10 protein-coding genes are annotated in these 13,579 nt (G+C 59.0%); 7 read left to right on the top strand and 3 right to left on the bottom strand.

The window, feature by feature from the left end; translation table 11 throughout:
• Positions 1-214: 214 nt before the first annotated feature.
• Positions 215-2,884: an ATP-binding protein gene (locus U9R61_RS03460; protein ID WP_322487424.1), complete on the top strand. Its 2,670-nt coding sequence runs from the start codon at positions 215-217 to the stop codon at positions 2,882-2,884.
• Positions 2,838-4,025 (top strand): hybrid sensor histidine kinase/response regulator, encoded by a 1,188-nt coding sequence (locus U9R61_RS03455; RefSeq protein WP_322487423.1) that lies wholly within the window; start codon positions 2,838-2,840, stop codon positions 4,023-4,025. The genes U9R61_RS03460 and U9R61_RS03455 overlap by 47 nt, the downstream gene beginning before the upstream one ends.
• Before the next feature lie 28 nt (positions 4,026-4,053).
• Here the strand turns inward: U9R61_RS03455 and U9R61_RS03450 are convergent, their stop codons facing one another.
• Complete coding sequence (locus U9R61_RS03450; RefSeq protein ID WP_322487422.1) at positions 4,054-5,838, bottom strand: ABC transporter ATP-binding protein; 1,785 nt, start codon at positions 5,836-5,838, stop codon at positions 4,054-4,056.
• 53 nt (positions 5,839-5,891) lie between these two features.
• Positions 5,892-7,643: an ABC transporter ATP-binding protein gene (locus tag U9R61_RS03445; protein WP_322487421.1), complete on the bottom strand. Its 1,752-nt coding sequence runs from the start codon at positions 7,641-7,643 to the stop codon at positions 5,892-5,894.
• Positions 7,644-7,948: 305 nt separating this feature from the next.
• Here U9R61_RS03445 and pufB point away from each other — a divergent pair, with 305 nt between their 5' ends.
• The 5 genes from pufB to U9R61_RS03420 all read left to right on the top strand — a co-directional run bounded on the left by pufB (position 7,949) and on the right by U9R61_RS03420 (position 12,192).
• Positions 7,949-8,110, top strand: a complete 162-nt coding sequence (gene pufB, locus U9R61_RS03440) for a light-harvesting antenna LH1, beta subunit (protein ID WP_318774595.1) — start codon at positions 7,949-7,951, stop codon at positions 8,108-8,110.
• Between the two features lie 33 nt (positions 8,111-8,143).
• Positions 8,144-8,314, top strand: coding sequence for a light-harvesting antenna LH1, alpha subunit (gene pufA, locus U9R61_RS03435; protein WP_322487420.1), 171 nt, complete (start codon positions 8,144-8,146; stop codon positions 8,312-8,314).
• A gap of 249 nt (positions 8,315-8,563) precedes the next feature.
• Entirely contained in the window at positions 8,564-9,808 is a 1,245-nt protein-coding gene (puf2C, locus tag U9R61_RS03430; protein WP_322487419.1) for a cytochrome c-554 Puf2C, read from the top strand.
• Between the two features lie 161 nt (positions 9,809-9,969).
• The gene (gene chlG, locus U9R61_RS03425; protein ID WP_322487418.1) at positions 9,970-10,902 is read left to right on the top strand and encodes a chlorophyll synthase ChlG; all 933 of its coding nucleotides are present in this window, start codon (positions 9,970-9,972) and stop codon (positions 10,900-10,902) included.
• Between the two features lie 30 nt (positions 10,903-10,932).
• Positions 10,933-12,192, top strand: a complete 1,260-nt coding sequence (locus U9R61_RS03420; RefSeq protein ID WP_322487417.1) for a geranylgeranyl diphosphate reductase — start codon at positions 10,933-10,935, stop codon at positions 12,190-12,192.
• Here the strand turns inward: U9R61_RS03420 and U9R61_RS03415 are convergent.
• A complete protein-coding gene (locus U9R61_RS03415) occupies positions 12,189-13,571 on the bottom strand; it encodes a dipeptidase (RefSeq protein ID WP_322487416.1) in 1,383 nt (460 codons plus the stop codon). The two genes, U9R61_RS03420 and U9R61_RS03415, sit on opposite strands and share 4 nt — an antisense overlap.
• Between the last annotated feature and the right edge of the window lie 8 nt (positions 13,572-13,579).

The raw sequence follows: 13,579 nt of genomic DNA, 5'->3' as shown, positions 1-13,579 counted from the left end.
CGGTGACTATGATCTATATCCGACCTGATTCTAACGATATGGTGTCGTACAGTCGATAGGCTAGGGTGACGAATCGATGACAGCCACCCTGTAAGCCATCCGTCATCTGCACCCAATTGCTGATTGGGGCAACTTCTGTTACCATACATAACGGTTTAAGTAACCAGTCCACCAAACCGTGCTCTGAGCTTCGTCGCCATACCTGCCAGCGTTTATGAACGCCATTCGCTCAAGTATTCAACTCAAAATCCTGCTGTTGCTGCTCGGTCTTGCCTTACCCCCGCTGATTATCGTCGGCTGGCTCGGACTGAGCAGTTTGAATATTGCTCGCGAAACGGCAGTGATCGAAGGCACGAACGGTCTCCGCCAACAAGCCACCGTCAACTTGCGCCAGCGCGCCGCTGACAAAGCGCAGTTGTACGATACAGCGTTGATGAGCGTACAGCAGCAAGTCGAGACGGTGGCCGGGTACGCGCTTGATCGCTACAACATGCCGGTCACGGTCTTCAGTAGCGATCGGGTGTGGATCGCGCCGCGCCCCGCCGATGACCTGCTGCGCCAATACGCCAATCAAGCGGCCTACGTGCGCCAGATCATCCCCATCCTGCGCGAGATGGTTGCGAAGAATCCGCTCGTCAACATTGGGTACATTGCACTGGAAGAGGGCGGCATCCTTGCGTTTGACAACGAAGCAGTCATTGACCAATTATTGACGCTCGAAGCCTTTGATCCGCGGGTTCGCCCGTGGTATCTCAAAGCGCGTGACGCCGGCGCAACGGTGTGGACGGAACCATACGTTGATGCCAATACCGGGTTGCTCGCCACAACCTGCGCCAGCCCGCTCTACGACCGGCAGGGTCGGTTTATCGGGGTCGTCGCATTTGATCTCTTACTCAAGACCATCCAGCAAGATCTCCTCACGGTTGATGTTGGTTCGAGCGGGTATGCGCTGCTGATCAACACCAATGGTGATGTGATTGTGCGCCCGGATATGCAAGCTGATGTGCGGTGGGATCAACCATACCGCACCGAGAGTCTGCTCGAGTCAACCAATGCCGATCTGCGCGCCGTGGCGGAACTGATGGTTAGCCGCCAATCAGGGGTGCAATTGATCCAAGAGCAGGATCAGGCGAGCTACGTTGCCTTTGCGCCAATCACCACTGCCGGCTGGAGTGTGGCTCTGATCGTTCCGGCGAATGAAATTGACGCCCCTGCTCTTGCCACCGGCCAGCGCCTCAGCGAGAGCCAGAGCCGGCTGTGGAACCAATTGGTGGCGGTGCTGCTGATGATCATCATCACCATCAGTATGCTTGGCCTCTTGCTCTCGCTCTCGTTCACCAACCGGATCAGCGTCTTGCGCGAAGGTGTGCAAGCGGTGGCCGGCGGCGATCTGACCCAGCGCCTGCCCGCTGCCGGCAGCGACGAGATTGGGCAGTTGGTCGATGCTTTTAACCGCATGACCGACACCTTGCAAAGCAAGATTGCCGAACTCGAAGAAAACGCCCGCCAATTAGCCACCCTCAATGCCGTCTCGAACGAATTGAAGGGCATTCTCTCGTGGCCAGTCTTGCTCGAAACGATTCCCAAGGCCGTATGCGAACGATTTGGCTTCGATCAGGCCGTACTCTACCTGGTTGATGGCGATGTTTTGCGCGCGGTCAGCGCCTCATTTGGCCCCGGCGACGAGTTGCAAGCGCAGCAGTTTCTGGCAGTGGCAAACGCGCAACCGCTGCGGCTCGATGGCAGCAGCGTCGAAGCGGATGTGGTGCGCAGCCGGAAGGCGATAATTATCGATAACCCATGGAATAATCCACGGGTTGATAAGACCAAGCAGGCTGCTTCGGCCAGCCGGTCGTATGTGCAAGCCCCTATCTTTGGGCGCAACGATGCGGTGATCGGGATTATTTCCGCCGATTACAAACTGAGCCAGCGCCCGGTGCAGGCTCGCGACGCCGCCCAATTGCTGACCTTTGCCAGCATGGTCGGTTTGACGATTGAGAACGTGCAACTGTACAACGAACTCGAACAACAAGTAGCGCAGCGTACCGAAGAGCTGCGCGCTGCGCTCGAACGGGCCCAACTCGCCGACCGGCGCAAGAGCGATTTCCTCGCCAGCATCAGCCATGAATTGCGCACGCCGCTGAACGCGATCATTGGCTTTTCGACCGTCTTGCTCGACGATACCGACCAGCCGCTGACGCCGACCCAGCGCGAAGACGTGCAGAGCATCAATCGCAACGGGCGCTTCTTGCTCCACTTGATCAATGAATTGCTTGATTTGGCCCGGATTGAGGCCGGTCACCTGAATCTGGAGATTAGCACGATTGATCTGCAACAGGTGGCTAGCGAAGTGTGCGACACGGTGCAGACGCTGTTGCGCAACCGTCCGGTCACGCTGCGCAACGCCTTACCGGCGATGCTACCCGTGGTAGCGGCTGATAGTGACCGGTTGCGCCAGATTCTGTTTAATTTGCTCTCGAATGCGATCAAATTTACCGAACGTGGTACGATTACAGTAAGCGCGCAACTGTACGATGAGGTCAACGGCGATGGTAAAATTGAGCGGTATGTGGCGGTGAGCGTCTCTGATACCGGTATCGGCATTTCGCTCGAACGGCAACAAGATATCTTTGGCGAGTTTGTGCAGCTCCATGGTCGGCGTTCACGCCTCGGCGGCACAGGGCTTGGGTTGGCGATTACCCGCAAGCTGGTGCTGGCGCAAGGCGGACGGATCTGGGTTGACAGCACACCGGGCATCGGTTCAACATTTACCTTCACCTTACCCGTCGCCCAATCAGCGTTGCTTGCTGCGCCGGTTGGGCCCATGTCGCAATGCCATGAACCAGCCAGCACAGATCCTCTACATCGAAGACAATCCAGATAATCAACGTCTCGTGCAGCGCGTGCTCAGCGCCCGCGGCTATCAGGTAGTGATTGCCGAAGATGGTCCAAACGGGTTGGCGCTAGCCCGCACGAGTCATCCGGCGCTTGTGTTAGTTGATCTTGGCATTCCCGGCCTCGATGGCTACGAAACAACGACGCGCCTGCGCTCGCTGCCGCATATGCACGGCGTACCGATTATTGCCTTGACCGCCGATGCGTCGCCGGGTTCGCGTGAGCGGGCCTTGGTGGCAGGGTGTGACGGGTATTTGAGCAAGCCGATTGATGCCCGTGCATTGCCAGCCCAAATCGCCGAATTCATCGATGGCAGACGTGAGCGGTTGCCGGAAACGATGGAGACCGAGCTGCTGCGGTCGTATAACCAAAAACTGGTTGAGCGGCTAGAAGCGCGGGTGCGGGAGTTGACAATCGCCAATGCCCAATTGCAAGACCTCGACCGGCTCAAAGATCAGTTCCTCGCCACCCTCTCGCACGAATTGCGCACCCCGCTTACCTCGCTGCTTGGCTATCTCGAACTCTTTGATCGCGGCATGCTCGGCCCGCTCAATCCACAACAAGAAGAGGCGGTGCGCGTGATGCGGCGCAGCGGCGAGATTTTGGCGCGCCAGCTCAACAATCTGCTCTACTTTCAAGAGATCCGCAGCCGCTCGCTCAACTTTGTGGCCTTGCAGCCGCTTGATGTGTTGCGGCCACTGATTGCAATGTTCCGTGAACGAGCAGCGCAAGCGCAGTTGCAGTTCGAGGCGGTATTGACAGAGACTCAACCGATTGAGGTTGATCGTTCAGCTTTTGAGCATTTAGTGCGCAACTTGCTCGATAATGCCTTCCAGTACACCAAGCCGGGCGGGAAGGTGCGCTTGATGGTGCGCGATGAGCCAACCCGCTTGATTGTTCGGGTAGAGGACACTGGCATTGGGATCGCGCCCGCTGAGCATGAAAAGATCTTTCTCCCTTTCTATCAGGTTGACCATTCGCTGGCCCGCGGCTACCCCGGCAGCGGGCTTGGGCTAGCGATCGTGCGCCATATCGTCGAGGCGCACGGCGGCCAAATCGCGTTGCGTAGCGCACCGGGTGAAGGCAGCGCGTTTACCGTTGCCATCCCGCGCCGGTCGGTCGGGGCATAGCAGTGCTATGCCTACGGGCATAACGGTGTTATACCCCGACGTCGGCAAATTGCAATTGGTAGAGCCGGTAGTAGTAACCGCGCCGGGCCAATAGCTCGTCGTGGGCACCGTCTTCGACCACCCGCCCCTTGTGCAGCACGATGATCCGATCCACATGGCGGATGGTGCTGAGGCGATGGGCAATGATGATGCTGGTGCGGTTGCGCATCAAGCGAGCTAAGGCCTCTTGGATCAACGCCTCGGTTTCGGTATCGACACTGCTGGTCGCTTCATCGAGAATCAGCAACACTTCAGGGTTAAAGGCAATCGCCCGCGCAAAGGCCAGCAACTGGCGCTGGCCGATCGAGAGATTCGCGCCGCGTTCGCGCACTTCGTGCTCGTACCCGCCGGGCAGTCGCTCGATGAAACGGTGCGCGCCGACCAGTTCGGCAGCGGCGCGCACCTGCTCATCGCTAATCGCATGGTTGTGCAGGCGAATATTGCTGGTAATCGTCCCGCTGAAACAAATCGGGTCTTGGGGCACGGCGGCGATGTGACGGCGCAACTCGGCTTGCGCAAGCTCACGGATGTCGATGCCGTCGAGCGTAATGCTCCCTGCTTGTACATCGTAGAAACGCGCCAGCAGGCCGACCAGCGAACTCTTGCCGGCGCCGGTCGCACCGATAATTGCGACCGATTGGCCAGCAGGAATATGTAAGGTAATCCCGCGCAGCACCGGTTCCGCCGGATCGTAGCCGAACACCACATTGCGCAGTTCGATTTCGCCGCGCACCGGCGTAGGCAGCGCGCGGGGATGGGCCGGATCGCGCACCTCGGCTTGGGTGTCGAGCACGGCAAAGATTCGCTCGGCGGAAGCCATCGCCGATTGCAGCACGGTATAGCGCTCGGCGAGGTTGCGAATCGGCTGAAATGCCCGCTCAAGGTACTGGATAAAGGCCACCAGCATACCGAGCGAAGCCCAACCGGCCAGCACCCCGTTGCCGCCACCCCACAGCAGCGCCGCGGTGCCGATCGCCGCCAAGAGGTTGACCGACGGGATAAAGATGGCAAAGATCAAGACCGAGCGAATGTTGGCCTGCATATAATCGTCGCTCAGGCGGGCAAACGCGGCGCGGCTGCGCCCTTCGCCGTTAAAGAGCTGCGTCACCAGAATGCCGCTGATCTGCTCGCTCAGGAAGGCGTTGATGCGGGCCAGCCGTTGCCGCACCAGCCGGTACGCCGAGCGCATAAACTGCTGGTAGATCGCAACGATCACCACCAGCACCGGCAAGGTGGCGATGCTGATCAAAGCCAGCCGCCAGTTGAGCGCAAACATCACCACGATAATCCCGATCAGAGTGAGTAGATCGGCCACGATCATAACCACCCCTTGGGTGAGAAACTCGTTGAGCGCATCGACATCGTTGGTGATGCGGGTAATTAAGCGCCCCACCGGGTTGCGGTTAAAGAACGACAGGCTCATGTGCTGAATGTGGCGGAAGATCGCCACCCGCAAGTCTTTCATCACCTGCTGGCCAACGCTGTTGATGAAATAGGAATGGCTGTAACGAAAAGCGAAGTTAGCCGCCAGCGCGCCGAGAAACGCGACGAAATAGGGCCAGACGCCATCAACCGCACCGGCGCTGATCGGGCCGTCGATCGCCTGCTGGATGAGCAACGGCGGCAGCAGATCGGTCAAGATCGCGCCGATTAACAGCACAATGGCAACGCTCAACCGGCCCCAGTACGGGATCACGTAGCCGGCCAACCGGCGCACCAGCCGGACATCGTAGGCTTTGCCAAGGATGGTATCGTCATCAAACCCGTGTGACATGAGTAACTCCGATATGTGTTTCGTATTCGTAGGGATACAGCACCGCTGTATCCCTACGATTCCTCGCGTTCGAGTTCAGCGGCGAGCAACTCACGGCGATACATCGCGGCGTAGCGACCATTCAGCGCCAACAGCGCCTGATGCGACCCTTGTTCGACGATCCGGCCCTCATCGAGCACGATAATCTGATCGGCGTCGCGCACGGTGGCGATCCGTTGTGCGATGATCATTGTCGTGTGTCCGGCCATTTCAGCGCGCAAGCCGGCCAGAATCTGGGCCGCGGTATGGGTGTCAACACTGCTCAGCGCATCGTCGAGAATGAGAATGCGCGGATCGCGCATCAGCGCGCGGGCAATCGCCACCCGCTGTTTTTGGCCGCCCGACAACGTCACGCCACGTTCTCCAACCATCGTCTCCAACCCGCCGGGAAACTGGTCGAGATCGTTCACAAGGCGCGACACGGCTATCACGTGTTCCAACCGGGCAGGATCGATCGTCTCGACGCCGAAGCCGACATTGTCGCGCAGCGGAATACTAAACAGAAAACTCTCTTGCGGCACATAGCCAATCATGCGGCGCAACGCAGCTAGATCCAACTCCCGCACATCAACGCCATCGACCAACACCTGCCCCTCATCAGGGTCGCGCACCCGCCCCAACAGATGCACCAGCGTTGTCTTGCCGGCACCGGTAGCGCCAACAATCGCCAGCGTTTGGCCGGCGGGCAAGGTAAATGACAGATCGTGCAGCAACCAGCGATCGGCGGAATGATCGGCGCGGATGCCCACATTGCGAAACTCGATCGCGCCGTGGCCGGCAGGCTGGCGTGGCGCAGGCGGCGACGCAATCGCCGGCTGGCGGCGCAACACCTCACCGAGCCGTTCGAGCGAGGCAATTGCCTGCTGCGACAGATTGACCATCCACCCCAGAATGATCATCGGGAAGGCTAGCAGCGCCAAGTAGGCATTAAACTGCACCAACTCGCCGATCGTCAGCGTCCCGGCAGCCACCATCCGCCCGCCGGCCAGCAAGATCAGCGCGGCAATCAGGCCGAGACAGAGGGTCATCGCCGGCCACAACAAGCCAGAGAGCAGCACATAGCGCAGATTAAGATCGCGGTAGCGTTCGTTATCGGCGGTAAAGACAGCAACTTCGGCCTCTTCTTGGGTAAAGGCTTTAATCGTGCGAATGCCGGCAAAATTCTCTTGGGCGCGGGTTGACAGCACCCCAAACTGATCTTGCACGCGGTGAAAAATCTGGCGCATCCGGCTGCCAATCGCGACGAAGACCACGGTCGCGAGCGGCAACAGCAAGATGACAATCAGGGCCAGCAACGGTTGAACAACCAGCATCAGCACCGCCGCGGCCAGAAAGGTCAGCAAGGCGGTCGCCGCACCATTGAGACCGGGGCCAAGAAACTGGCGCACGGCGCTGAGATCGTTGGTCATGCGAGCCATCAAATCACCGGTGTAATGCTGCTGATAAAACGCCTGATCAAGACTCAGCAAGCGGTCAAACAGATCAGCGCGCAAATCGTTCTCGATATAGTACGAAGTGACGGCAATCAACATCCGTTGGGCGAATTTCATCACCCCATCGGCAACAGCCAAACCAATCAACGCGCCGCCAAACCAAAGCAACTGCGGCGGGGAGATATGGTCGTTAGCGACACTATCCACCGCTATGCGCAAGACGAGCGGGGCAAGGGCGCTAACCGCTGCGCCAAGCGCAGCGACCAGCACACCGAGCAGCAGCCGGCGGCGGTAACGGCGCAGATAAGGAACCAGCAGGCGCAGGTGAGGCATAGCAACTCCTGACAAAGCAAATATCGTCCTTTCAGTATATAAAGATTGCCAACCGGGTGTCGTCAGTCGCAAGGCGGAAGCGAGTTGCGATAAGCCACGCAAATCGCAACCTACAATTGTCTTTTTTCTTAAAAGCAACGGATTGACATTTTTCGTTGACTTCTATATAATTCAGACAACACACCACTGATGCATGGTCTTCACCAAACGCCGCTGAAGGGCGCAGAGGAGAGCGGAAGCTTTGTGGAAGACTAGCCGGGTGTCAAAGGAAGTCGTGTTGGTAGCAGAAGAGTGGAGGTTCGCCCATGCGCGACGATGACGATCTGGTTCCACCGAAATGGCGTTCTCTGTTCAACAATCAGGACTGGCTGCTGCATGACATCGTGGTGAAGTCGTTCTACGGCTTCGGCGTCATCGCGGTGATCGCGCACTTGCTGGTCTATCTGTGGAAGCCGTGGCTCCCCTAAGCAATGGCCGTATAGTGTGAGGAGGGACAATTCATGCAGCCTCGCAGCCCGGTGCGGACGAATATCGTCATTTTTACCATTCTCGGTTTCGTGGTGGCGTTGCTCATTCACTTCATCGTGCTGAGCAGCCCCGAGTACAACTGGCTGTCGGATTCGGGCGGCGCTCTGTTGCTGAGCACAGCGCGGTCGCTGTTCGGGATCTGATCGATGGCGGGCCGGCCACGGCTCGCGTGAGACGGCAACCGCCAGCAGAGACGCTGCTGGCGGTTGTTGTTCGCAAGCGGGAGGGAATCTACGCTTTTTGCACATAGATAAAAAATTGACCTTTTAAACCAATTCGTGTATACTAAAGGTCAGGATTGAAGTGATGGGCGGCGTAGCCCTTCCGCCGCGATCTCACGTTTGCATCGGCGCCGGTATCGTCGGGCAGCCGATCTGGAGCAGGAGAGACCCATGCAATCGTCACGACCAAGTGATCGACAATTGGCGATCGTTGTCTCGGTGGCGGTGGGAATTATTGTCGCAGTCGTTACCACAGCCACCTTCTGGTGGGTCTACGATCTGACGTTGGGCCGCGCGCAACGGGCGGCGGCACAGACGGCCGGCGCCCGTTGGAGCTCAAGTGACGGTATCAAAGTGATAACCGAGTCACAACCGATCACGCCCACCGATGGCCGGCAGAATTGGTTGGGCCAGCAAGCTTGGAATGAAGGCGTACAAGCCGGACAAGCGTGGGTCCAGCAATTTCCGAATACCGTTAATGTGCAGGTGCTCGTTGGGATGAGTTCGGCCCAGATCTGGACGTACATGCAGCAGTACGTCTCTGGTGGGTTGGGGGTTGGCTGTCAGTATTGCCATAATATCAACAATTTCGCCAGCGATGAGTATCCCCAGAAGATCGCAGCGCGTAATATGTTGCGCCTTGTGCGTGATATTAACGCGCAATTTATCGTTAACCTGCCGGCGTGGAAGGGGAATTACGTCCAGTGCGCGACCTGTCATAACAATGCACCGGTGAATATGGAGGCAGTGGGATCGCAGTTTATCAATTCGGTGCCGCCGATTAAGGTGACCGTCGATCCGCTCGATGCCAACGGGCAGCCGATTCTCGATCCGGCCCAGAAGCCGGAAGCGATCCGCGGGCAGGTACTGCTCAAGGATGCTATCTTGTACTACGTCTATAACTATCAGGTCTGGAAACCGTTCGATCCGGCCGATCCGGCAAGTGGGCGTGGTTCGCTGGCACTGACCTACGAGGGGGGACGCACGCAAGATCAGGTGACGATCAATCAGAATGTGATGAATTACCAGTCGTGGTCGCTTGGGGTCGGTTGCACCTTCTGCCACAACTCGCGTAACTTTGTTGCCTATGAGCTGAACCCTGCCGGTGACAATGTGCTCAATCCGGCGTATGCCTACAATAAGTTGAAGGCACAACGGATGTTGTTACTGACAACGTGGCTGGCCGAGAATTGGCCGCGCTATGGTGCGATTGGTAAGGCAGAAGTGCCGACCGGTAAGGATGCGGCAAGCCCTTACTCGTATCGCCGCCTCGGTGATGGGCAAGTTTACAACATCCCCGGTTGCTATACGTGTCACCGTGGTAATAATATCCCACTCGCCTCGATTAATCAGGCCAATATCCCGGCCGGTGATGCCGGTGTTGTGGTGTTGCCGCCGCAGATTCGTGGGAATTAGCGACACGACGGTCGTTGCATAGAGGGGCTAGGGGTACTAGCCCCTCCCGTTTCTACCGCATGAACGGATTGCCCCCATCTAGGCGGTAGCCAATCTGGACGCTGGCCCGTTTGTCGTGGAGTGTCAGGCAACGATTCTTGCTAAGCTAGAGAGTACGCACTATGAGCGATACGAGCGACCGCACCAGCGTAACTGCACCTTCGTCACTGCCGGTAACCGATCGATCCCAATCACGCTGGTCGTGGCTTCGTAACTCGATCCAATTGATGAAGCCGGTCACGTGGTTCGCACCGACGTGGGCATTTCTGTGCGGCGCGATCGCGAGCGGTGCGCTCGGATGGGATGAGTCAATCGGACGCTTGCTGCTCGGTATGTTTATGGCTGGGCCGGTGTTGTGCGGCTTGTCGCAGGTCGTGAATGATTACGCCGACCGTGAGGTTGATGCGATTAACGAACCGCACCGGCTGATTCCTTCGGGTAAAGTCTCGCTGCGCCACGTCTATATTTTGACCGCCGTCTTGACGTGGATTGGTGCGAGTATCGCGCTCTTCCTTGGCCGGAACGTCGCGTTCTTTGTCGCTCTTGGCCTAGTCTTCGCGCTGGCCTATAGCCTGCGTCCGGTGCGCGGCAAGCGCAATGGCTGGATCGGGAATGCGCTGGTGGCGATTTCGTACGAAGGATTGGCGTGGATGGCCGGGCATGCCGCGTTTGCCCCGCTGACCGGCGAGAGCGTGACGGTTGCGCTGCTCTATTCGCTCGGCGCGCATGGGATTATGACGGTCAATGATTTCAAGAGCATCAAGGGTGATACCCTGATGGGCATCCGCTCGATCCCGGTGCAGTACGGCAAGGTGATGGCGGCGCGCATGGTGGTGACGACCATGGGTGTAGCCCAAATCGCAGTGATTGGGTTGCTCTACCATTGGGGCCACCCGGTTGCAGCCACTGTGGTCTTGATCTTGCTGGCGGTGCAGAGCATTCCTAACGCGCGCTTCATCCGCGACCCGGAAAACAACGAGGTCTTCTTCAACGCGACCGCCATTATGCTCTACGTCTGGGGTATGCTGGCGGCGGCGATCGGTCTGGCGGCCTGATGGGCGTAAGCCCCTAGAAGTGTGATGTGAATGGCACCACGAGTTCTCGTCGTTGGCGCATCGGTGGGCGGGGCGACCGCAGCAATCACGCTGCGGTCGTTTGGCATTGAGACCATCATGATCGAGAAAGAGTTGGTGAAGGCCAAACCATGCGGTGGTGCGGTGCCTCCGGCGGCCTTCCGCGAATTTGATTTGCCAACCAGCTTGATCGACCGCAAGGTGCGCCAGTGTCTGATCGTATCCCCCTCTGGTCAAGAGACCCACGTCCCGGTGGCGGGGACGGTTCCGAGCGATGATGATTATGTGGCGATGGTGCGGCGCGAGGTGTTCGATAGCTTTTTGCGCCGGCGCGCCCAAGAACGCGGCGCTGAGCTGATCCACGCCCAACTGATCGGCCTGCGGGTTGATCGGCGTGGTGTTGAGGCGACGTACCGCACGCCCTCCGGCCACGAAGGGTCGGTGTGGGCCGATGTGGTAATCGGAGCCGACGGCGCCTACTCGCCAACAGCCAAATTCCTCGGCCTGCCCAACTTGCCGCGGGCAGTGGCGCTGCAAGAGCGGATCAAGTTGCCGCCCAATAAGATGGCGCGCTGGGAAGAGACGGCTGACCTGTACCTTGGCCGTGAAGTCAGCCCTGACCTATACGCATGGGCCTTCCCCAAACGCGACCATATCGCGGTCGGGATTGGCGCCGGCCCCGGCCATGGCTCGGCAGCCAAGCAGTTGCTGGCCAATCTCAAACGGCGGCTTGGCCCGGCACTCGATGGTGGGCAGGTGATTCTACGCGAAGCTCACGCCCTGCCGATGGAACCGCGCCCGCACATGGCGTTTGACCGGGCAATGCTGATCGGCGATGCGGCTGGACTGGTGGTGCATACGTCGGGTGAAGGCATCTATTGGGCGATGAAGAGCGGCCAGATGGCGGCGCAAACGCTGGCCGAGTATCTCGACGCGCCGAGTGCGGCTAATTTGCGCCACTACGAACGGCGCTGGTGGAAGCAGTACGGCACGATGTACCGCTTCCTGCGCTTCTTGCAGATCTGGGGCTATGGCAACGAGCGGCAGATGGAGGTCTTTACCGAAATGTGCCGCAACTACGATGTGCAGCGGCTCACCTTCGACAGCTACATGCACAAAAAGATGGCCCCGGCGCCGTGGCTGTCCCAGTTGCGCATGACTGCCGAGATTATTGCCAGCGAGGTACGCAATTACGCCCGCCCGCGCACACCGTTGCGCGAACAGCTCGGTTTGACGGTGGTTGAAAAAGAACGGGTCATGGCGGCTGATTAGGTGATAGCAGCTAATTCAACCAGATAGTGCGCTACCATCTCGCTACCGCCGAACAGGCATGGTAGCGAGATTTTTTCATTGGGGGCATGCAGGTTGTCGTCGGGCAAACCAAAACCAGTAATGATCAACGGCGCGCGCAGGCATGTCTGAAACGTCGCCGCAATCGGTAACGTGCCGCCGCCGATCGAGAAGGTCGCCGGCTTGCCAAAGGCAGCGGCGAAGGCTGCCGAAGCGGCTTGCACGGCTGGTTGGCGATAATCAACCAGCACCGGATGCGAGGCGCTCAGCACCGCGACCGTGAGCGTGACGCTAGGCGGCGCGAGCCGTTGCAAAAACGCCTGTACGAGTTCAGCAATCTCATGCGGGTCCTGATTGGGCGCCAGTCGCATTGAGAGCTTGGCGGCCGCTTGGGCCGGAATCACCGTTTTCTTCCCCGGCCCGGTAAAGCCGCCGCCGATGCCGTGAATGTCGAGGGTCGGGCGGATGCTGGCCCGTTCGAGTGCGGTGAACCCGCTCTCGCCAGCCAATGCCGGTGCGCCGGTCAACGCTAGCCATGCCTGCTCGCTCACCGGCAGTTGGTTGATCAATGCGTGCTCGGCGTCATCAACTTCGCGCACCTTGTGGTAGAAGCCGGGCACTAACACACGCCGCGTGTCGCCGTCTTGCAGGGCAGCCAGTAGGCGCACCAGCACATTGAATGGATTGTCTACCACCCCGCCAAAGGTGCCCGAATGGAGGTCGGTCGCCGGGCCGCGCACCGTCACTTCGAGGTAGCAGTTGCCGCGCGTGCCGTAGAGGATGAGCGGCTGTTGCGGACTGAGCATCATCGAGTCGACTAACAGCACAGCATCGCAACGCAGCCGCTCGGCAGCCGTGGCGACAAAGCGGTGAAGCGCAGTGCTAGAGACTTCCTCTTCGCCTTCGATCAGCAGCTTGACGTTGACTGGCAGCCGGCCACTGGTTTGCAACCACGCGGCGAGGGCGGCAATCACGGCCATCACCTGCCCTTTATCGTCAGAAGCGCCGCGCGCGTAGAGGTTGTCGCCTATGATAGTTGGGGTAAAGGGCGGTGTGCGCCATTCGGCGAGCGGATCGGCAGGTTGAACGTCGTAATGGCCGTAGATGAGCAGGGTAGGCGCTGCCGCAGCGCCGAGCCATTCGCTGTAGACGATGGGAAGACCGCCCTCGGTAATGATTTCGGTATGGAGCATACCGATCTGGCGGAGATAGGTGTCCAGCCATTCAGCGGCGTGGTTCATGTCAGCGCGATGAGCCGGATCTATGCTCACGCTGGGAATGCTGAGGAATTCGCACAGGTCATCAAGATGACGAGCGCGGTGTTCGGCCAGATAGGCAAGAGCGGTCGTGGCTGAGTTCATGGCACTTC

Origin of the sequence: Chloroflexus sp. (assembly GCF_034431535.1) — a bacterium.
GTDB lineage: Bacteria > Chloroflexota > Chloroflexia > Chloroflexales > Chloroflexaceae > Chloroflexus.
Note: the sequence above shows the minus strand (reverse complement) of the source record. Positions and strands in the feature narration are given on the sequence as shown.

What these genes read in the sequence shown, in the direction of transcription:
- U9R61_RS03455 (WP_322487423.1), top strand. Translation starts at nt 2,838, where the DNA reads ATGAACCAGCCAGCACAGATCCTCTACATCGAAGACAATCCAGATAAT.
- pufA (WP_322487420.1), top strand. Translation starts at nt 8,144, where the DNA reads ATGCAGCCTCGCAGCCCGGTGCGGACGAATATCGTCATTTTTACCATT.
- U9R61_RS03450 (WP_322487422.1), bottom strand. Translation starts at nt 5,838, where the DNA reads ATGTCACACGGGTTTGATGACGATACCATCCTTGGCAAAGCCTACGAT.
- U9R61_RS03420 (WP_322487417.1), top strand. Translation starts at nt 10,933, where the DNA reads ATGGCACCACGAGTTCTCGTCGTTGGCGCATCGGTGGGCGGGGCGACC.
- U9R61_RS03445 (WP_322487421.1), bottom strand. Translation starts at nt 7,643, where the DNA reads ATGCCTCACCTGCGCCTGCTGGTTCCTTATCTGCGCCGTTACCGCCGC.
- U9R61_RS03460 (WP_322487424.1), top strand. Translation starts at nt 215, where the DNA reads ATGAACGCCATTCGCTCAAGTATTCAACTCAAAATCCTGCTGTTGCTG.
- chlG (WP_322487418.1), top strand. Translation starts at nt 9,970, where the DNA reads ATGAGCGATACGAGCGACCGCACCAGCGTAACTGCACCTTCGTCACTG.
- pufB (WP_318774595.1), top strand. Translation starts at nt 7,949, where the DNA reads ATGCGCGACGATGACGATCTGGTTCCACCGAAATGGCGTTCTCTGTTC.
- U9R61_RS03415 (WP_322487416.1), bottom strand. Translation starts at nt 13,571, where the DNA reads ATGAACTCAGCCACGACCGCTCTTGCCTATCTGGCCGAACACCGCGCT.
- puf2C (WP_322487419.1), top strand. Translation starts at nt 8,564, where the DNA reads ATGCAATCGTCACGACCAAGTGATCGACAATTGGCGATCGTTGTCTCG.